The organism is Desmonostoc muscorum LEGE 12446, assembly GCF_015207005.2.
GTDB classification, from domain to species: domain Bacteria; phylum Cyanobacteriota; class Cyanobacteriia; order Cyanobacteriales; family Nostocaceae; genus Nostoc; species Nostoc muscorum.
This window is the reverse complement of record NZ_JADEXS020000001.1, coordinates 2,750,336-2,769,071: the sequence shown is the minus strand read 5'-3', so window position 1 is coordinate 2,769,071 and position 18,736 is coordinate 2,750,336. Positions and strand designations below refer to the sequence as shown.

18 protein-coding genes and 1 pseudogene are annotated in these 18,736 nt (G+C 42.4%); 7 read left to right on the top strand and 12 right to left on the bottom strand.

Going from position 1 to position 18,736, the window contains the following annotated elements:
* Positions 1–72 precede the first annotated feature (72 nt).
* Both IQ276_RS40935 and crtH read right to left on the bottom strand, forming a co-directional pair.
* Positions 73–1,407: pseudogene (locus IQ276_RS40935) on the bottom strand (serine hydrolase).
* Positions 1,408–1,502: 95 nt separating this feature from the next.
* The gene (gene crtH / locus IQ276_RS11935) at positions 1,503–2,993 is read right to left on the bottom strand and encodes a carotenoid isomerase (RefSeq protein ID WP_193917291.1); all 1,491 of its coding nucleotides are present in this window, start codon (positions 2,991–2,993) and stop codon (positions 1,503–1,505) included.
* A 421-nt stretch (positions 2,994–3,414) separates the two neighbouring features.
* Here crtH and upp point away from each other — a divergent pair, with 421 nt between their 5' ends.
* The 3 genes from upp to IQ276_RS11920 all read left to right on the top strand — a co-directional run bounded on the left by upp (position 3,415) and on the right by IQ276_RS11920 (position 4,878).
* Positions 3,415–4,065, top strand: a complete 651-nt coding sequence (gene upp, locus IQ276_RS11930) for a uracil phosphoribosyltransferase (RefSeq protein WP_190882547.1) — start codon at positions 3,415–3,417, stop codon at positions 4,063–4,065.
* A gap of 74 nt (positions 4,066–4,139) precedes the next feature.
* On the top strand, positions 4,140–4,493 hold the full coding sequence (locus IQ276_RS11925; RefSeq protein WP_193917289.1) for a ssl2009 family thylakoid membrane protein: 354 nt from the start codon (positions 4,140–4,142) through the stop codon (positions 4,491–4,493).
* A gap of 127 nt (positions 4,494–4,620) precedes the next feature.
* Entirely contained in the window at positions 4,621–4,878 is a 258-nt protein-coding gene (locus tag IQ276_RS11920; protein ID WP_193917286.1) for a YggT family protein, read from the top strand.
* A gap of 151 nt (positions 4,879–5,029) precedes the next feature.
* Here the strand turns inward: IQ276_RS11920 and IQ276_RS11915 are convergent, their stop codons facing one another.
* The gene (locus IQ276_RS11915; RefSeq protein WP_193917284.1) at positions 5,030–5,461 is read right to left on the bottom strand and encodes a biotin carboxylase; all 432 of its coding nucleotides are present in this window, start codon (positions 5,459–5,461) and stop codon (positions 5,030–5,032) included.
* Between the two features lie 408 nt (positions 5,462–5,869).
* On the opposite strand from IQ276_RS11915, the gene IQ276_RS11910 reads away from it, so the two are divergent.
* Positions 5,870–6,502 carry a hypothetical protein gene (locus IQ276_RS11910; protein WP_190882250.1) on the top strand — a complete coding sequence of 211 codons (633 nt, stop codon included), beginning with the start codon at positions 5,870–5,872 and terminating at the stop codon, positions 6,500–6,502.
* 81 nt (positions 6,503–6,583) lie between these two features.
* Here the strand turns inward: IQ276_RS11910 and IQ276_RS11905 are convergent, their stop codons facing one another.
* Both IQ276_RS11905 and IQ276_RS11900 read right to left on the bottom strand, forming a co-directional pair.
* On the bottom strand, positions 6,584–7,795 hold the full coding sequence (locus IQ276_RS11905) for an alpha/beta hydrolase (protein WP_193917021.1): 1,212 nt from the start codon (positions 7,793–7,795) through the stop codon (positions 6,584–6,586).
* Between the two features lie 103 nt (positions 7,796–7,898).
* A complete protein-coding gene (locus tag IQ276_RS11900) occupies positions 7,899–8,780 on the bottom strand; it encodes a shikimate dehydrogenase (RefSeq protein WP_193917023.1) in 882 nt (293 codons plus the stop codon).
* A 157-nt stretch (positions 8,781–8,937) separates the two neighbouring features.
* On the opposite strand from IQ276_RS11900, the gene IQ276_RS11895 reads away from it, so the two are divergent.
* Complete coding sequence (locus IQ276_RS11895) at positions 8,938–9,876, top strand: alpha/beta fold hydrolase (RefSeq protein ID WP_193917025.1); 939 nt, start codon at positions 8,938–8,940, stop codon at positions 9,874–9,876.
* Between the two features lie 414 nt (positions 9,877–10,290).
* Here IQ276_RS11895 and IQ276_RS11890 read toward each other — a convergent pair whose 3' ends face one another.
* Complete coding sequence (locus IQ276_RS11890) at positions 10,291–11,007, bottom strand: hypothetical protein (RefSeq protein ID WP_193917027.1); 717 nt, start codon at positions 11,005–11,007, stop codon at positions 10,291–10,293.
* A gap of 812 nt (positions 11,008–11,819) precedes the next feature.
* Positions 11,820–12,779 (bottom strand): aldo/keto reductase, encoded by a 960-nt coding sequence (locus IQ276_RS11885; RefSeq protein ID WP_193924012.1) that lies wholly within the window; start codon positions 12,777–12,779, stop codon positions 11,820–11,822.
* 81 nt (positions 12,780–12,860) lie between these two features.
* Between IQ276_RS11885 and IQ276_RS11880 the strand changes: the two genes are divergently transcribed.
* Positions 12,861–13,457, top strand: a complete 597-nt coding sequence (locus tag IQ276_RS11880) for a DUF1802 family protein (RefSeq protein ID WP_193924018.1) — start codon at positions 12,861–12,863, stop codon at positions 13,455–13,457.
* 121 nt (positions 13,458–13,578) lie between these two features.
* On the opposite strand, the gene IQ276_RS11875 is transcribed toward IQ276_RS11880, so the two are convergent.
* Together IQ276_RS11875 and IQ276_RS11870 are read right to left on the bottom strand one after the other, a co-directional pair.
* Complete coding sequence (locus IQ276_RS11875; protein WP_193924041.1) at positions 13,579–13,803, bottom strand: hypothetical protein; 225 nt, start codon at positions 13,801–13,803, stop codon at positions 13,579–13,581.
* The gene (locus tag IQ276_RS11870; protein WP_193924025.1) at positions 13,787–14,272 is read right to left on the bottom strand and encodes a PIN domain-containing protein; all 486 of its coding nucleotides are present in this window, start codon (positions 14,270–14,272) and stop codon (positions 13,787–13,789) included. Before IQ276_RS11870 ends, IQ276_RS11875 begins: the two co-directional genes overlap by 17 nt.
* Positions 14,273–14,736: 464 nt before the next feature.
* Here IQ276_RS11870 and IQ276_RS11865 point away from each other — a divergent pair, with 464 nt between their 5' ends.
* Positions 14,737–15,000, top strand: a complete 264-nt coding sequence (locus IQ276_RS11865) for a hypothetical protein (RefSeq protein WP_193924040.1) — start codon at positions 14,737–14,739, stop codon at positions 14,998–15,000.
* Between the two features lie 165 nt (positions 15,001–15,165).
* Here IQ276_RS11865 and ggt read toward each other — a convergent pair whose 3' ends face one another.
* The 3 genes from ggt to IQ276_RS11850 all read right to left on the bottom strand — a co-directional run bounded on the left by ggt (position 15,166) and on the right by IQ276_RS11850 (position 18,684).
* A complete protein-coding gene (gene ggt, locus IQ276_RS11860; RefSeq protein WP_193917084.1) occupies positions 15,166–16,914 on the bottom strand; it encodes a gamma-glutamyltransferase in 1,749 nt (582 codons plus the stop codon).
* A gap of 176 nt (positions 16,915–17,090) precedes the next feature.
* Positions 17,091–17,714 (bottom strand): ABC transporter permease, encoded by a 624-nt coding sequence (locus IQ276_RS11855; protein ID WP_193917086.1) that lies wholly within the window; start codon positions 17,712–17,714, stop codon positions 17,091–17,093.
* Positions 17,715–17,928: 214 nt separating this feature from the next.
* Entirely contained in the window at positions 17,929–18,684 is a 756-nt protein-coding gene (locus IQ276_RS11850) for an ATP-binding cassette domain-containing protein (RefSeq protein WP_193917088.1), read from the bottom strand.
* Positions 18,685–18,736: the final 52 nt, after the last annotated feature.

Sequence of the window (18,736 nt, the reverse complement as noted above, 5' to 3'; positions counted from 1 at the left end):
TGGCTGAGCAACGATGTTTATCGTTATTTATCTGCGATCGCGTTACAAATGCTATAGAAGTGATCGCCTATTCTATCTTGTAGCACTATTAGGCGAATCAGCTGCTGCCACTGGGTTCGGCTGACTCAGGTAATCGTAGACTAGTCGGGAAACTTGACGGATAAAGTCTCTTCCCCTGGAGTCTTTATAGGGACGTGTGACGAAGATAGCCGCCAGGTAACGCTTACCATTAGGCATAGTCACAAATCCTGCATCGCCGATGAGAAAGCCAATATCTCCCGTTTTGTTGGCGATGACTGCACCTTTCCCCAAACCTGCGGGAAGCAGTGTGTGAATTGTGGTGTGACGGAGAATATCTAAGGCTTACTCCCGACTTGGTGGAGAAACTAGCTTGTTATTGACTAACAAAGCCAGCACCCGGGCCATGTCTTGAGAACTGGTGGTGTTAGTTCCTCTCAAGTCAGCCAAGAGATGCCGAATTACCGTGTCTCTCAGTCCCCAACTGCGGAAACGTTGATTTAGTTTCGCTGCGCCACCCAAGCGATCAATAATCATGTTGGTGGCGGTGTTGTCACTAATGGTAATCATCTTGGTGATGGTTTCCAAAGCCGTGTATTTCTTGCCAACTGACTCATACTGCATAGTTCCAGAACCGTTGGTCACTAAGTCACGGCGCATGGTCAGCTTTTCCTCAAGGGTGACTTTACCAGCGTCTAAATCTTGGAAAAAGGCCATGAGAATTGGCAGTTTAATCGTACTAGCAGCGGGGAAAACGCGATCGCCTCCAATATCCAGATAATCGCCAGTATCCAAATCTAAAAAAAACATTCCTGTTTTCAGAAAACTGTAGCGACTCATCAAGGCTTTAACTTGAGGTTCCAATGCTTTCATCGGTGAATGCATGGGAACCACGCCAGCAAACAGAAAATCACCCACTCTTGCAGAAGTACTAGCGGCAGTTATTTCTAGAGATTTTGGCTGGGTTGCAGTCAGTGGTATCGGCTGGGGTAACTGCACAGACCAATGATTGGGCAATTCTTCTTGCAGTTTTACCTCTGCTAGATCGAAGGTCTAACCGGGTGCTAAGGTAATTACCATGCGGGTAGTCTGTGCATTAAACTGCCCGATGCGAATGTCTTGAATTACTGACCCTACTTGTTCGCTAGTCTGCGGATATCCCAGTGTAACTCCAGGCAAATCAATTACCAGACGAGTAGGGTTAGCCAGTAGTTGTATTTTGGGTTGAACATTCTCATCTGTGGTAAAGTCCAGATGGTTGTTATTGCGATTGAAATGCCAATTGGCGATCGCCGCAGCTTTGACAGTGGAACCAAACATGAACAAACTTAACAAGCTAGGTAGAACCCAGCTTGCTTTCAGAATAATTTCTTTGTGTGTGAGGAGCATTGATGATTGCTTTTCCTGCGATCAAACTTCATGGACGAACAAAAGCCGCTCACCATTAAAGCACACTATAAAAAATTTTGTAAATTACGCCTAATTTATAATCTTAAATCTACGGCAATGCGGTGAGCGCAAGCAAACCCAGAAAAAGCTACTGCATTCAACCCCTGACCAGGAAAGGTACTATCCCCCACACAATAAAGTCCTGGAATGGCGGTGCGATTAAAGGGCATCTTCAACAACCCGCGTAATTTGCGTCGGGGAATTGGCCCATAGGTACCATCCTCACGACCCAAAAAGCGGCGATGGGTGCGGGGTGTACCCACTTCCAAATAATCCAATCCCACGCCTAAGCCTGGAAAAATCTTCTCTAGGCGGTCAATAATTCGCCCAGCTGCCTGTTCTTTCTTAGCTTGATATTCACTCGAAGAAAGTTCTTGCCAATCATCAATCCAATGAGGTGTAAAGGCATGAATGATATGATATCCGCTTGGAGCTAAATCTGGGTCAAGCAATGTGGGAATCGAAACAAAAATTGTGCCCTCCACTGCTGTCATCTTTTCCCAGTCTTCCAGCAAAATATGGTGACACTCTGTCCCCTCAGGTAAAACTGACTGTTTTACCCCCATATGTAAACTCAAGAAGCTAGGTGATTTTTGATAATTTTGTTGCCATTCTTTCTCATTATGGGGTATTTGTTCTGCTGGTAGTAATTGTTGAAATGTATCCCAGCGTGTAGCATTAGAGACTATGCGTTTACCCCGATATACTTTACCATTAGCCAGTTGCACACCCACCGCTCGTCCCTGTTCTGTGAGAATTTTTGTGACCCTGGCTTGGTACTGAATCTTACCTCCAGCCTTCTCTAGACCTTCGACCAGTTTTTGGGCAATTTGTCCGACTCCGCCTTTGGGATAGTTCACTCCGCCGTAATGCCTATCAGAAAAGACCATCCCAGCATTAATCATTGGGGTCATGTCCGCTGGAACCACCGACCAGCAATAACACTCCATATCGATAAATTTCAATAATTGGGGGTCTTTGATGTAGCGTCGCGCCACATCTCCCGCATTTTGGGGCAGATACTTAGCTAAACCGAGACACGCCAAAGGATGCTGGAAAAATACCCGCAGTAGATACCGAGGTTCTTCCAGTGACAGCAAATCCATGTTATTCAGGCAGTTGAATACTTTTTGGCATTCGTCATAAAAGCGACGAATCCCTTGTTCTTCATGGCGAAAATGAGCAGTAAGGTTTTGCAAAAATTTTTCATAAACCCGGTCAACTTTCAGGTCTAAACCTTGGGGTAGATGATAGTGAATTTGCACTGGATCTGCGATCGCCTCTTGCTTAACATTCACCGCTGACAATGCGCGGGTGAGTAAGTTGGTTGTGCCGTTTTTCCCTAGCCCAAAAATCATTGATGCCCCAACATCAAATCGATAGCCTTGGCGTTCAAAATAACCAGCGCTACCACCTGGAATCAAATAACGTTCCAGTACCAGCACTTTCGCTCCCTTGGCTGCTAACTGAGTTGCTGTTACTAAACCGCCAATCCCAGACCCAATCACGATCGCATCAATTGTCATTTGTTATTTGTCCTTTGTTATTTGTCCTTTGTCATTCGTTTAGAGTCAACCAAATATTAACTAATAACCAATGCCCGATGCCCAATCACAAAAAAGAGGGACAAGCCTGCTGCTGCTGGCTAATCCCGTCTGCCGATCCTTAAAGAGAGGAGAACACTGTATAACAATATAACCTTGCTTGAGAATTGATGTCAACTACTAATGAAAATTTTTATCAATAAAATTGAGGGATTAATTTTAGCCGTCATCCAAGAGGATTAAGGAGATGGGAGAGCGTGGGGAGACTTGGAAGAATATAAAAAAGCTTCCCACACCTCCCACACCCCCCCAATCCCCTTGTCCCCGTCTGGTCAGGCGGATGCGGGAAAGAGTATTATGGTGTTTCAGTTCTTGTACAATAGAAAGGCGCTGACTTCTGGCTATGACGCTACAATTACGGGTTTATGTACCACCTCATCCCCTAATACAACACTGGCTGGCAGTTGCCCGTGATGCAGGCACGCCTTCAGTATTGTTCCGCAGTGCTATGACTGAGTTGGGAAGATGGCTGACTTATGAAGCTGCACGTGACTGGTTGCCGACCCAAGAAATAGCAGTGCAGAGTCCTTTGGATACCTGTCCAGCAACTGTGATCGATCCACAGATACCAGTGGCGGTAGTGCCCATTCTCCGGGCGGGGCTAGGATTACTAGAGGGAGCGCAGACTTTACTACCTTTGGCATCAATTTATCATCTGGGATTGGCACGAGACGAAGAGACACTGCAACCTCATTGTTATCTGAACAAGTTACCAGAAAAATTTGACCCCCAAACACGAGTATTAATTACCGATCCGATGTTAGCAACAGGAGGGTCAATCATGGCGGCAATGGCAGAATTGACACAGCGGGGTGTCGATCCAACTCTAACGCGGATTGTTTGTGTGGTGGCGGCTCCACCAGCTTTGCAAAAGCTGAGTGCTAGTTATCCAGGTTTAATACTTTACACCGCTACTATTGATGAAAAACTTAACAGCAAGGGGTACATTGTACCGGGATTGGGAGATGCAGGCGATCGCATCTTTGGGACTTAAGTTAGTATGCAGCTAGGATAGATTCATGGCATAACTACTGTAAGAGTTGCAAGGTTGTTGAAGGTGGTAAATATATGAGTCAGCGAGATGGTTTTGCCAGTGGTTTTTTAGCAGGGGCGTTTGTCGGTAGTGTATTTGGTGGTGTCGTCGGAGCGCTGATTGCTTCTCGACGCGATTCCGAATTGCTAGCAGAGGAAGAGATAGAACAAACAGATAGCCAAGCCGAAGCTAAGAGAATAGCAGCAAAGCGGCGTCAAATGAAAGCCTCAGAAGCTGAGAGTGTGAGCATAGAAACAGCTCGGCGATCGCTAGAAGATAAAATTGCCCAGTTAAATGCCACAATTGATGAAGTGCGAAAGCAGCTGGGGAATGTGAATGGCGGCTCACCACAGACAATTGGCGATCGCTCTTTCACTAAAGATTCTTAAAGTTTCCTTAGGCATGATAAAAGTGCCAAGTGTGGTAACTGCTTTACCTGCAAACACCATGACATAGACTAAATTAAAATCAATAGATAAGACCGCATTTGACACTTAGTAGGAAACCTAGTTATCTATGGAATTACTGATTACCACTCTTGCTACTTTTACGCAGATTTATACTTTTCTGTTGCTAATTCGGGTTCTTTTAACCTGGTTCCCAACAATCAACTGGTATGACCAACCATTTGCCGCTTTGAGCCAGATAACTGACCCTTATCTGAATGTATTTCGCTCATTTATTCCCCCCCTGGGCGGCATAGATTTTTCGCCAATGTTAGCTATTTTACTGCTGCAATTTCTAGGTGGGTTTATAGGCGGTCTACCTGTCTAGCCTTCCTCGTGTAGTGCAGAATTAGCAGTTTGCTCGATGTTCAACTAAAGAATTTTAGGTGTAGGCTGACCAGCCCAAACCTATGCTACTTAAAATTTATCCTACTCAGTACTCAGTGCTGAGTATTTTTTTCTTCACTCAGCACTCTTCATTATTTCCGCACCGCAGCGCTAAATCCAGCTGCCTTGAATTGCTTCAGCTTTAATGGAGTAGGCTGATTTGCAGGCACAGAAATTCTCAATTCAAAATCGCTAAGACCTGGTGGTACCTCAGCAATCGAACCAAGACGAGTGCGGTTTTGCATTACTGAGTCATTATTGGCATCATAGATGCGTCCAAAAATATCTGCATCATAAACTGTTTTCTTAGTACCATTTTCTGCCTTGCCAATGACAATGAAGCAATTGGCAGCGGCGCTACCACTACTGATAACAGCTCCTTGTGCCAGTTCTGCTGGACAATCTTTATAGGAAATATCAAATAGTTTAATCTGTGTCAGCGCTAGAGCGGGGGGAGTAAGCACCCACGATAGAAAAGTGATGAGACAAGAAATAAAAATGACCGTGAGCGATCGCAACTGCATAAACGACCCCGTAATTTTATTCAATAAATTATGTAACTGATAACCTCAGCTTACAACGGAATTACAGTTAACAGTTAACAGTCAACAGTTAACGGTCAAACAACAAACACCTGCTCAACTATCAATTCCCAATTGGGTACCACGTCTGATGCAATGGTCGCCGTACCCTGCAACACCGTATCCTCATACGGGACTTCCACCCAGTTACAAAGGGTGATTTGTTTGAACTTTGCATCGACAATCCAGTATTCGCTAATGCCTCTAGCCCCATATTACGTGCGTTTGTAAACTACGAACTAAAAATAATATGCCAGTTGCGTAAGTCCTAATAACTACAGGTGAATTGGAAACTTTAATTTAACTTTTGTAATAATTAAGTAAACAAGCCCGCGATTGCTATTAACTTTTATGACACCAGATGAGATTGAAACAGCTATGCAAGCAGCCTTTAATAGTTGTGATGCTGTAGGCTGTCCTCTCACTGACGCACAGAAACAGATATTATTGCAAGTGGTTGAGCAAATCCAGGGAAATTTTAACTCTGAAGCGTCAGATATTGCTAATCCTTTGGACGAACTTACCCCAGAGGAGTTAGAAGCATTTTTAGAGTTTGTTAAGACCGAGGAACAACGTAACCGTACTTGGAAAGTCCAATTACTCAACGATTGGCTGTTGGAAAATGACTCTGGAACAGTACAATTTATCCGCCAGCGCTACGGTTTACAGTGGCTTAACCGTGTTGAGTCATACCATTTTGATAAGTATTCTTATTTTGAAGATGCATTAAAGTTGAAAGTAGGCGATCGCATTGAAGTTTGCAATGCATTATGGGAATGGGTGCAAGAAGATGGGCCGTGTAAACCGGAGTGGTTTCCATCCATTGTGATTCAGGTTGATGAAATTAGCGATGTCTACGACGGGCTACGCCCACGCAATAATTCCTCTACTAATTGCGTCGTCCGCTTCTTCAACGGCGCTGAGTATGAAATTCAAGGAATTTACGAATGGAATCGCTATAACTGGCGTTGGTCTCAGAAGTAGTGGGGAGCAGGGGAGCAGGGGGAGCAGGGGAGGCAGGGGGAGAAAATAACTTCTCAGTCAACAGTTATCAGTCAACAGTCATCAGTGAAGACTCCCAATGCTCAACGCCCAAGCTAAAAACCTCTCAGTATGATACAACGCTAGTTGATTGCTTACACCGTTAAAAACGGCATCAAAAGAGTGTTCTGCCCAAGGAATTTCTAGGAAAACAGCAGTGTTACCAGAGCCATGTAAACGTTCATACATCTGTCTGCCAAATCGAGCTTCTACCAAATGGTCGCGCCTGCCGTAAATTAATAAAGTTGGCGGCAAAGGATGCGTTAAGTAATTTATCGGTGAAGCAATTTTATACTGATTAGGTAATTCATCTAATGAACCACCGAGAAATGCTTTTAAAACAGCACGGGTATTAATAGGATCGGGACTTGGCGGTGTTTTGTATCCCTCAGTCAAATTAACAGGCCCGTAATAGCTGACCACAGCACGGATGGGCGGTGCATCCGGTTGATAAGCCGCTAGCATTGCTAGGTGTGCCCCAGCAGAACGTCCTAAAAGTACAATACGTTCTGGATCGGCTTCATATTCGGCTGCATGTTTGTGAATAAAATTCAGGGCTGTACGCACGTCATCTAACTGTGCTGGGAACTGATATTGAGGTGCGTGTCGGTAGTCGATCGCAAATACCGTATATCCCTGCTGAGCAATATATTGATTAAACTCAGGATTAGCGCTAGGATTTCCATGTTGCCAAGCTCCACCATAAATTACTATCAGTGCTGGATATTTTCCCACCTGCGGTGGTTGGTAAACTTCCATTTTTAAAGGTACTCCCCCAGGAGCAGCAAAAATAATATCTTTTTGATGGCGCGTTTTACCTGATGCAATACCCCGGAAGAAATTAACTAAGTTAAAGGGATGAGTTTGCATTTTGGTGCTTAGTTGAACTGGAATTTTTTCTAGATAATCTGCTCCTAACTCTTGTTTCATCGCTTGAGCCATCTGCATTTGAGTGAGTGGAATATTCACTAGCACCCATCCACAAATTAGCAGTCCGATTAAACTGACAATGCAAGCTAAAGGCTGTAGTTGACGCTGAGTAATGCAGAAAAAAGAAAGTAATAAAGAGAGCAAATTTAATAAAAATAACCAAGGACTGACTTCTGGCGCTCCCACTGCTAGGGTGAGTAAAAACATATTTGGAGCAGGAAGTATAATCCAAGAGCTAAGAAATAGGCTTGTCAAACTTAGTAATAATGCAAGCCATGAGAAAAGGAATTCCGGTTTAAGGAACATGTATGAAAAAGCAGTAACAATAATTGAAAATAACTACAATTTATCCGTTAATGCTACCGCTTGCAATAGTTAAATCATGTCTAGTCATAAGTTTTAAAATTACTTATCTCCCTAAACCCAGGTGATTTTGTAAAGCTTGGCGCATGACTTCTACAGGTATATTTTCCTGCTGTAACCAAATTTTTAATGCTGCTACCCCTTGTTGGACTAGCATTTCTAATCCATCGATCGCAATTGCACCTTGTTTTTCTGCTTGCTCTAGAAATAGCGTGGGTTTAGGAACATATATTAAATCGTAGGCGATCGCACCTGTTGGTAAATTCGCTATTTCCTCCACGCTCAAAGGCGACTCATCAACCTTGGGATACATACCTATGGGCGTTGTGTTTACCAGCAGATTAGCTTGAGGAATCAATTTTGCTAGTTCATCCCATGTACCGACTTGCAAATTCTCTTCTATAGCTGAATTACTCCAACTATCGCAAAATGCTTGTAATTTCTGCACATTGCGCCCCAACACATAAATTTTGGCAAAACCTAGTTGGTGACATCCTGCGACAACTGCCCTAGCTGCACCACCGTTGCCTAAAATTACTGCTACTTTTTGACTCCAATCTTGTTGATATGTTGTCTGCAAAGGAGCGATAAATCCTTCTATATCTGTGTTTGTGCCTACCCATTTGTGATTTTGGCGGCTAACAGTATTCACCGCACCGATAGTTTGAGCAACAGGGGTAATTTCTGAGAGCAGGGGTATGATTGCTTGTTTGTGAGGTATCGTCACACTAAAGCCCACAATATCAACAGCTGCGAAACCTGCGATCGCAATCTCCAAATTTTCTGGTGCTATGGGAAACGGCAGATAAACATAATCTAATCCCAAATGAGCGATCGCCGCATTATGCATCACCGGCGACAGCGAATGTTCCACCGGATGTCCGATTACTCCTAAAAGTTTAGTTTTGCCTGTAATTAATTTAGTCATTAGTCATTTGTCATTTGTCATTGGGCAAAAAAGGCAGAGACAGGGGCACAGGGGAGAATAATAACTCCTAACTCCTAACTCCTAACTCCTAACTCCCCACTCCCCACTCTCCACCTACTCTACAATTATTAAAAGCTACTTCACATTTGTTTAAATCATGCAGGCAACTACAGCCCCCTCTACAAACCCAATTCCTGGTAAATATTGGCAGTGGCGCGGGCACAATGTTTACTATGTGCGTGCGGGAGAGAAGCAAGCGCAACGTCCGCCTTTGCTTTTGGTACATGGATTTGGTGCTTCCACAGACCACTGGCGTAAGAATATCACGGGATTGTGTCAAGATTTTGAAGTGTTTGCGATCGACCTTTTGGGATTTGGGCGATCGGCAAAACCGAAATTGCAGTACAGTGGTGACTTATGGCGCGACCAACTTCACGATTTTATCAGTGAAGCGATCGGTCAAAAAGCAGTCTTGGCAGGTAATTCTCTTGGTGGCTATGCTAGCTTGTGTGTTGCAGCACAACGTCCTGATAGTGCGGCTGGTTTAGTGTTACTCAATAGTGCTGGGCCATTTAGCGAAAGTCAGCCGACATCTGAACCTGAAGCTTTACAAAGCCAAATTCAGCCTCCCAAACAACCCTCTTCTTTAGAAAAACTTTTGGGTGACTCGGTTAAGTGGATTTTTCAACAACCTTTAGCCCAATCTTTGTTATTTCAATACGTGCGACAACGTTGGGTAATTCGCCAAACCTTAGAAAAAGTTTATCTTGACAAGAGTGCAGTTACAGACCAATTAGTAGAAGAAATTTATCGTCCAGCTTACGATCCTGGGGCAATGGATGTGTTTGTTTCAGTTTTTAGCACGCCTCAAGGAGAAAAAGTTGATGTGCTACTCAAGCAATTAACTTGTCCTTTGTTAATGTTATGGGGAGAAGCCGATCCTTGGATAAATGCTAGAGAACGTTCTCAAAAGTTTCGTCAATATTATCCTCAACTTACAGAACATTTCCTAACCGCTGGCCATTGTCCCCATGACGAAGTTCCCGATAAAGTAAACCAACTTTTACAAGATTGGGTTTTGTCTATTGCCCAGTGATAAATGTTGAACAGAGATGTGTAACTCAAGGATGAGGGAGTAGGGAATGGGGAGTGGGGAGATGGGGCGACAAATTGTAATAAGTCTTTCCCCGTGTCCTCTTCTCTATGCCTCACTACATTGATTCAGGACTTACGCAAAAGATAACGAAAGTAGCGGTAATACCCTGCGGGAAGCCGCTTTGCGTCTACATGAATTACCGCTACGCAAGAATAAGGTTTTCGTTCAATACGGTTCGGTTAAGGTTTTTTGATTAAAATTCTAAATTCCAAAGACGCGATAAATCGCCGTCTCTACAATAATCATTCCTTTGTAGAGACGGCGATTTATCGCGTCTAGTGCCTTAACCGAACAGTATTGGGTTTTCGTTCACATCTTGGGTAAGTCCTATGATTATTCTGTATTCTTCTTCAATTATTTAAAAACGTATGATTTAATTTCTTGTTCTATCTTATCGCTAATAATTTCAGTTCCAATACTGGGTTGATCTAGATTCACCCTCACAAAATTTGTGTTGTCTTCTCCAGTAAATTTTTTATCGTTATTGGAATCTTTGAGAATTTTGAGAAAAATTGCATTTTGGCTGGGAAGAACAACCCAATTAATAATTTGCGTGTTGTTTGGGGTAATTTGCTGGAGATTCTTACCCGATAAATCAGAAATATAACCAACAATGGCATCTTCGGTGTTGATTTTTTTATCTGCGTTTGTATCTTGGTCAATAATTCTATACAACCAAACTCTTGTAATTGGTTTGTCTGCGGCTTTTATTTCTAATAAATCAAATGAGTTAATAATGGCTTTTTTATTTAATAAAAGATGAGCTTCTCCATCTTGCTTACGATAAAAGATGAGATTATACAATAATTTGTTATTTCTTTCATAAGAACGTGAAAGACTTAAATTACTTTCTTTCTCTTGAGACTGGTCTGGAAGATTAACCGGAATCATGAGATAATCCGATTGCTCTTTAATAATTAAATTGCCATAGGTAATATTTGGTTGTGAGTTGGGTTTGTCAGTTGCTTTTGCCTGTTCGGTTTTTCTGGTAACGTTGGATTCACAGGAAAAAGAAACAGCGCCTATGATAATAGCTGTAGTAATTTTCTTTAAAAAGCTATAGTTTTTCATCAATCTCTCACAGTCGGATATGTTGCTGTTCTATTTTATTCCCTGGTGGAAAATTACCATGCCGATGAAACCAACTATTTTACTGATATTTCAGTGCTTAAATGTTCATCTCTTCGTCACGCTTACTTACAATTTTCTTGCTAACCATCTTGACAAATCCTGTTTGAAATGGAATGAAACAGCCCTGCTTATAAAGGGGGGAAATAGAAAATCTAGTTCCCTCCCCTTTATAAGGGGAGGGTTAGGGTGGGGTAAAAATATTTGATAGATCAATCATGACTTTTAAAACATCCTCTTAGAGTATACAAAACAAGCCCACTGATACGGGCTTGTTTATATATATAAGGTGGGTAAAGTATTCTAATTATAAAAATCCAAAAACCTGGTCAGGATTGACCAGGTTTTATCGAGTTTACAGATTTCAAATTGTTAAACTAATTAACTAACTGAAGGTTAATAACTAAGGTGGACAGAATAACTAGCAAACTTCGCATTTATACGTTTTTCCGTTTTAGGATTTGGCTTTGTCTTCTACAATTAGACTTTTCGCCACTTGTATCTTGATATGCTGAAGTTTACTTGGGTTGATGACAGGGGACACTAAGTCATTTACCCTTTTTGTTTGGTTTTGCTTTGTTTGGTGTCCTACTATTTAATTTATCACTAGGTTTGTTAGTTGCAACCCTTAGTTTACCAAAGTTGACGTTTTGTTAGGTTTTGCAATCTCGTTGTGGAGATTTGATCCCTAACCCTGTTTTTAAGAGAGTTGAAGGGATCTTCGAGCGTTCGGCTTACTCAAGCAAACTCTATTGTTAAAATTCCCACATAATTGGATTGTTATCAAACCGATCGCTAACAATACGTCCAATGGCATCAATTTCTGCCAATTCGGCGGCAGAAAGTTGAATTTGGGCGGCTAAAGCGTTGTCTTGGGCTTGCTGGGGATAACGCGCCCCGGCTATGGCATTTGCTTGAGGTTGAGCAATTAACCACGCTAAAGCTAACTGAGCAAGGGTACAATTATGAAGGAGGGCTATAGGACGCAATTTTTCTAGTGCTTGTTGAGCTAGTTCAAAGTTTTCGCCTTGAAACAGTTTATTTTTAGCACGGTTATCTGCTGGGTCAAATTGATGACCGGCCGCAAATTTCCCTGTCAGCAATCCCTGTGCTAGAGGCGAATAAGCAAGGATAGAAATGTTGTGTTCAATACAATAAGGCAGTGCATCTTGTTCTACCTGTCTCCAGAATAGAGAATAAGGTGGTTGTAAACTATCAATACGTCCATAACTCGCGGCTTGAGCCAACTGGGCGCTAGAAAAATTGGAAACACCAATCGCTCGAATTTTACCTTGTTCCTTGAGCAAGTTCAGAGCGCTCATAGTTTCTTCGATAGGTACTATTTCACTATTGAAAGCGCCGGAGGGCCAATGAATTTGGTAAAGGTCGATGTAATCAGTCTTTAGGTTTGTTAGGGAACGTTCACAAGCCTGAATCACTTGTTCATACTTTAGATGGTTAGCGAAAACTTTCGTGGCATACTCCACGCGATCGCGCACATCAGATAAAGCTTCAGCTACAATTTGCTCAGAGTGTCCTTCACCATAAACTTCAGCAGTATCGATTGTTGTGATACCAGCTTCAAATCCTGCTCGAATTGTTTTAATGGAGTCAGCATCCTCAATTCCCACCCACATTCTTTTACCGGCTTGCCAAGTTCCCATCAGAATGGGTGTGATTTGCACTTCAGTTGTACCTAGACATCGCTTTTCCATAACTGCTTCCTAATTCATCTCCCTGGACAGTTATATACTTTATCGGTCTTAGCTTGAAATTAAATCAGAATTACAGTAGACATGATGGAATTGACTACAACTTTTCATGCTCTCAAAGAATGGGCAGTCGCCGTAAATGCCTTGGAAACTGGCAAAACAATTATGTTGCTCCGCAAAGGCGGTATTCATGAACGAAATGGACATTTCCAAGTTGCCCACAACCAGATTTTGCTTTACCCTACTTATGAACATCAACAAGCTTTCATGCTCAAACCTGAGTATGCCAATGATGTTTATCCAGTAACATCAGGCTGGCATCCAGACACAATTCGCATCGGTAGTTGGGCTGAAATTACAGATATTTTGCCAGTTAGTGACGAGTCTATTGTCAACAGCTTACTTCCCTTTCATATTTGGAACGAGCATTTTATTAGCGATCGCCTCAAATGGAAACCACGCCAACCCCTATATATTCTGCTCTTACGGACTTATAAGCTACCCCAAGAACAAGAAATTGCTTATTATGCTAAATACAGCGGCTGTAAGTCGTGGATTGATTTAGACCAAGCAATTCAATTAGAAGGAGCAAAACCAGTTTTCTCTGATTTTGTATACAGTCAATTAGTAGAGAAAATTCGCGGGATTGTTGGTGATAAATTGTATGCTCCGCTGTTCTAATAACCAAAGTTATCGGCGATCAAATATCAATTTTCTCTTGAATGCGAACGAGTGCGACTTATAGCAGCATAATAACGAATTCAGGAATCAAATCTGCTGAATTCAATTATTCTCTAAGTCGCTACTCAATAATTTCGTCATATTGATTGGTGTCGTCTTCCTGCAATGTTTTCATTTCCATGAAAACATCCGCCAAAGTTTTTTCATCTAGCCATTGATGACGTTCTTTGGTGTAATCTCCTTTGCCGGAACTGAAATATTGAATAAACCGAATAGTATCGGTAACTCCCAGAGAATTGATTAAAGCATCGTAGCCCTGTTTGATAATTTCATTTTGGGTTTTCATCATTGCTTTCCTCGGCTTGTATTACTTCTGTCAGCCATTGAATGGGATTATTAATCTTAACGTTAATTAATTGAGAGCTTTTTTGGGCTTTTTTGAAGAGTCTGTCATCTGTTGTGAGAAATACATCAGCTTGACTTCTTTCGGCGCTAGCAATGTGGGTGGCATCATAGCTGGAGAATCCTAATTTTTGGAGTTCAGCGGCTCTCTCTTCAATGAAGGCACTATTAATAATTTTGATCTTAGCAATAGAGAGTAATTTTTTGGCATTTTTGAGTCTTTCTAAATCGGGTGTTTGGTTTAATTCTGCAATTAAAGCACTGCTATTGATAAGTCTCCAAGTTCCTGATTGACATTGACTCAGAATTGTCATAATTGCCTGTGCTTCTAAATAAATACGCAATTGTGTCTGGTCATCAAACGGACGATTTAAACAACAAGCATCAAGATAGATTTTATATTGTTTGCTCATGGTGTTTAATCAACTGAATTTTATACAGCGCTTCCGGCTATTATGCAATACAGTTTTTCTCCTTGCCCTCTCCTTTCAAAGCTTTCAGATTTGGGGATGTACCTCATAGCTGCCGTAAGTGCTGTAAGTAATTTCCAAAATCTGCCCTTATGTAACTAGAACAATAAATAGTCTAATTGCGAACCTCCAGAAAATAGTATTTCTTGTTACATACAATCATCAAGAGCGCGGATAATATTAGAAAAACCTCATCCTAGAAACAAAGTGACGGAAAGCTGTTGATCTTTATATCCTCTTAGCAGCTTTCTTCATGGGTATGAATTTCTAAGTAATTGTCCTGAAGTACATAGAAATTAATTACATTTTGTCTAAAGTATTAGGCAAAAAACTATACCACAAGGCCGAGGCTTGACTTGACAAAAGTTTGCCATTATGCTTTTTAGCTACAAGTAAAGGAGTTTGCAATGCACGGACAAATGTGCTGGTTACCGAAGTCTGGCGGCGATGGAGAAAAAATTTTGTATTTGCAGACAGAACCCGGTCAACCCTGGCGTCCCTACACAGCGTTTGGACATTTGGCAGTCCCAGATTATCCGATACCAGGTGGTTCTAAAGGTTGGGCAACTTATCAAAAACTTCTCAAAGCAGGTTGGACACTAGTACCTAGCGCACGGGCAAACGAGTTTCGCAGCAGTAGCTATGTAGAGTCAAAGAATTTTGGATTTTAGATTTTGGATTTTGGATTTTGGATTGGGGAATTGGGCATGGGGCATTGGGCATGGGGCATTGGAAGTGTGGGAGGTGTGGGAGGATGGGGAAGAAATCTTTCCCCCCTCATCTCCCTCATCTCCCCCATCCTCCCCATCCCCCCACACTTCCAATGCCCCACTCCCTCACCACCCTCTTGGGGAACCTTCGCTGCGAGGATCGGCTGCCCCTTCTAGAGTTCCGTCGGCTGTCAGTGCGATCGCGTTACTATTACCCCAAGGTGCAGTTTGTTTGATTTTGTGTCCTCGACGGCGTAAATCTTCCAAAGTCAAAGCATCTAAACCCCACGATTCGACGCGCAATTCATCGGGAAGCCATTGATGATGTATGCGTGGAACCGAGACAGCCGCACCAACATCCATGTTGTATTCCAATACATTCAGGATGACTTGCAAAACTTGGGTGATGATGGTGCTACCACCAGGGGCACCTGCGGCCATGCGGAAACGATTATTTTCTGTGACAATTGTGGGAGTCATGCTAGACAAGGGAGTTTTTCGGGGTGCAATGCTGTTGGCGTCGTTACCAATTAAACCAAAGGCATTTGGAACTCCTGGTGCAGCCGCAAAATCATCCATCTCATTGTTGAGGATAATTCCCGTTCCCGGTGTCACCACACCAGCACCAAAACTCAGGTTAATTGTGAAAGTCAAACTTACGGCATTGCGTTGTTCATCGACAACGGTAAGATGGCTGGTTTCGGGAGATTCGTAGCGAGGACAGGGGGATGAGGGGAGACATTTGGGATTGAGGTTTCCTGGCTTGACTTCGGTGGAGGGTCTAGCCCGATCGATTTTAATTTCTTGGCGGCGTTTTTTGGCGTATGCTGGACTGGTTAGTTCTTGTACGGGGACTTTAACAAAATCTGGATCGCCTAAATATTGTGAGCGATCGCTGTAAGCAATCTTCATTGCTTCTACTATTAAATGTATGGCGTCGGGATGATGCCATCCCAAAGATTTCAAATCAGTGTCACCAATAATATTTAAAATCTCTAATAGATGAACGCCTCCCGATGAGGGTGGAGGCATTGAGCAAATTTTAGCTTTGCGGAAATTTCCACAAACTGGAGTCCGCCAGATTGGTTTATAGGCTTTTAAGTCTTCTAGAGTAATTAAACCACCATTTTTTGCCATATCAGCAGCGATCGCCTTGGCAATTTTTCCAGTGTAAAAATTTTGGGGATTTTCGGCAATTGCTGTTAAAGTGCGGGCCAAATCACGCTGCACCAGCTTGTGGCCTGTGTTGTAGAATTTGCCGTTGTCAGTGAAGATTTCCCGCGCTGCTGGATTGTTGAGAATTCGTTGCTGATAAAGTTGGTTTGTTTGCAGAGAACGCCAAGTTGACGCATCGCCAATAATAAAGCCATCTTTAGCAAGGGCGATCGCAGGTTTTACTACCTCTTGCCAAGAAAGCTTACCATAGCGACGATGCACTTCATAAAGTCCCGCCACCGTTCCTGGTGTCGCCACTGCTAAATAACCATTAATACTTGCATTGGGACGCACCTTTCCTGCTGCGTCTAAATACATATTTCTTGTAGCCTTTAGGGGGGCGCGTTCGCGGAAATCTAACGCTTTCATGTCGCCAGTTTTCTCAGAATGCACCAGCAAAAATCCGCCGCCGCCAATTCCCGCCGAAAAAGGCTCAACCACAGAAATAGCAAAGGTTGTGGCTACCGCTGCATCTACAGCATTACCACCCTTGCGTAACATGGAAATTCCCGCTTCACTGGCTAGGGGATGGGCTGAAACCACCATTCCCTTTTTGCTGCGTAGGGGTAAAAAAGCCGCTGATGCTACTTGGCTGTAAAGAACAACGCTAAAAGAAAAGATGGCGATTGCAACTCGCTTCGGTTTGGCAACAGTAAGCATTTTTATGCCATTTTGTTTGATATTTATTAGGCTACCGCCTAGCGGCGCATTTTATACGCTACTTGTTCGGTTAAGGCAACAGACGCGATAAATCGCGTCTCTACAATAATCAATCTTTTGTAGAGACGGCGATTTATCGCGTCTTTGCTACGTCATGGATACAATCGCAAAAATGTTCAGTTAGTAATTTTTAATTTCTTCTCCATCCAGCCAATTGCAAAATCAGCCAGTAATGCAATTACCGCAGCCGGCACAGCCCCAGCTAAAATTAATTCACTGTTGACTAGTGATATCCCACGAAAAATAAATACTCCTAACCCACCAGCCCCAATTGCCGCTGCAATAGTCGCAATACCAACAGCAATGACAGTTGCTACTCGTACCCCCGCCAGAATCACTCCCATTGCCAAGGGAATTTCAACTTGTAATAATAATTGTCTATCAGTCATTCCCATGCCTATACCAGCTTCCCGAATCGCTGGATCTACACCAGTAATACCTGTGTAAGTGTTAAGAATTATTGGTAAAAAAGAATATAAAGTTAACGCCACAATTGCAGGTAATACACCAATTCCGGCAATGGGAATCAGTAAACCAAATAACGCCAAACTAGGAATAGTTTGGAGAATATTCGCTATACCGAGAATTGGTTGACGCAGAGACGTTTTACGTGTAATTAAAATACCTAATGGAATGCCTACAAATATAGCAATTCCAATGGCAATGCCTACTAAAAACAAGTGTTCTATAGTATGCTCAAGAATTTCTGGGGCGTACTTAACAAGAAAGAAATCTTTCATAAACAGGAGTCAGAATAAAGAATTCAGAATACTCTACCCATAAAGGGATAGAGTTTTAATAAGAAATAATTTTTAAATTTTTTCGCCCACAAGGCGCAAGATTTTAAACCAATATTCAGACGCTCATGGACACGACAGCAAATCGCTACTATATCACCGAGTCGTACTCGAATTCATGCTGAATTCTGACTCCTGAATTCTGAATTCTTCTTGATCAAGCATTTTTCAAAGAAGGCAAACATGCGAGAAAAGCAAGACTTTCTGGATGTTGTGACTTCATAAATTCATCTATTGTCCCCAATACTACCAATTCTCCGCCATACATTAAACCAATTCTCGACGCCAAAATAAAAGCTTCTTGAATATCGTGGGTGACAAAAACAACTGTTTTGCCTAATTCTTGTTGCAAATGTCGAAACTCTTGTTGAATTTCTAGCCGCGTAATTGGATCGAGTGCGCCAAAAGGTTCATCCATCAACAACACTGGCGGATCTGCTGCTAAAGCCCTGGCTACACCGACTCTTTGCCGTTGTCCTCCTGAAAGTTCGTGTGGGTAACGCCCTGCAAATTGTGCAGGTTCTAAACCTACTAATTGCAGCAATTCATAAACCCGCGTTTTAATTTGTTTCGGTTGCCAACCTTCCAAAGAAGGAACTAAACCTACATTTCGTTCCACAGTAAAATGGGGAAATAAACCAGTTTCTTGAATTACATAACCAATTTTTCGCCGCAGTTTAATTTCATCCAGTTGAGTTGTGGGAATACCATCAAATAAAACTTCGCCTTGTGTAGGTGTAAATAGGCGATTAATTAACTTCATTGTTGTAGTTTTGCCGCTACCACTGCGTCCGAGTAATATCAGTGCTTCTCCTTGGTAAATGGTGAAATTGAGATTTGATACCAAAGGGCGATGATTGCGGCTAAAGGTGACATCGCGGAATTCGACAGCTATTTTGTTATTTTGCGGCATGAAACAATCAATTTTGGATTTGGGATTTTAGATTTTGGATTGTCAAAAAGTT

What these genes read in the sequence shown, in the direction of transcription:
- IQ276_RS11910 (WP_190882250.1), top strand. Translation starts at nt 5,870, where the DNA reads ATGACACCAGATGAGATTGAAACAGCTATGCAAGCAGCCTTTAATAGT.
- IQ276_RS11920 (WP_193917286.1), top strand. Translation starts at nt 4,621, where the DNA reads ATGGAATTACTGATTACCACTCTTGCTACTTTTACGCAGATTTATACT.
- IQ276_RS11875 (WP_193924041.1), bottom strand. Translation starts at nt 13,803, where the DNA reads ATGAAAACCCAAAATGAAATTATCAAACAGGGCTACGATGCTTTAATC.
- IQ276_RS11850 (WP_193917088.1), bottom strand. Translation starts at nt 18,684, where the DNA reads ATGCCGCAAAATAACAAAATAGCTGTCGAATTCCGCGATGTCACCTTT.
- IQ276_RS11905 (WP_193917021.1), bottom strand. Translation starts at nt 7,795, where the DNA reads ATGTTCCTTAAACCGGAATTCCTTTTCTCATGGCTTGCATTATTACTA.
- IQ276_RS11895 (WP_193917025.1), top strand. Translation starts at nt 8,938, where the DNA reads ATGCAGGCAACTACAGCCCCCTCTACAAACCCAATTCCTGGTAAATAT.
- IQ276_RS11855 (WP_193917086.1), bottom strand. Translation starts at nt 17,714, where the DNA reads ATGAAAGATTTCTTTCTTGTTAAGTACGCCCCAGAAATTCTTGAGCAT.
- IQ276_RS11925 (WP_193917289.1), top strand. Translation starts at nt 4,140, where the DNA reads ATGAGTCAGCGAGATGGTTTTGCCAGTGGTTTTTTAGCAGGGGCGTTT.
- crtH (WP_193917291.1), bottom strand. Translation starts at nt 2,993, where the DNA reads ATGACAATTGATGCGATCGTGATTGGGTCTGGGATTGGCGGTTTAGTA.
- IQ276_RS11915 (WP_193917284.1), bottom strand. Translation starts at nt 5,461, where the DNA reads ATGCAGTTGCGATCGCTCACGGTCATTTTTATTTCTTGTCTCATCACT.
- IQ276_RS11900 (WP_193917023.1), bottom strand. Translation starts at nt 8,780, where the DNA reads ATGACTAAATTAATTACAGGCAAAACTAAACTTTTAGGAGTAATCGGA.
- IQ276_RS11885 (WP_193924012.1), bottom strand. Translation starts at nt 12,779, where the DNA reads ATGGAAAAGCGATGTCTAGGTACAACTGAAGTGCAAATCACACCCATT.
- IQ276_RS11890 (WP_193917027.1), bottom strand. Translation starts at nt 11,007, where the DNA reads ATGAAAAACTATAGCTTTTTAAAGAAAATTACTACAGCTATTATCATA.
- IQ276_RS11870 (WP_193924025.1), bottom strand. Translation starts at nt 14,272, where the DNA reads ATGAGCAAACAATATAAAATCTATCTTGATGCTTGTTGTTTAAATCGT.
- IQ276_RS11880 (WP_193924018.1), top strand. Translation starts at nt 12,861, where the DNA reads ATGATGGAATTGACTACAACTTTTCATGCTCTCAAAGAATGGGCAGTC.
- upp (WP_190882547.1), top strand. Translation starts at nt 3,415, where the DNA reads ATGACGCTACAATTACGGGTTTATGTACCACCTCATCCCCTAATACAA.
- IQ276_RS11865 (WP_193924040.1), top strand. Translation starts at nt 14,737, where the DNA reads ATGCACGGACAAATGTGCTGGTTACCGAAGTCTGGCGGCGATGGAGAA.
- ggt (WP_193917084.1), bottom strand. Translation starts at nt 16,914, where the DNA reads ATGCTTACTGTTGCCAAACCGAAGCGAGTTGCAATCGCCATCTTTTCT.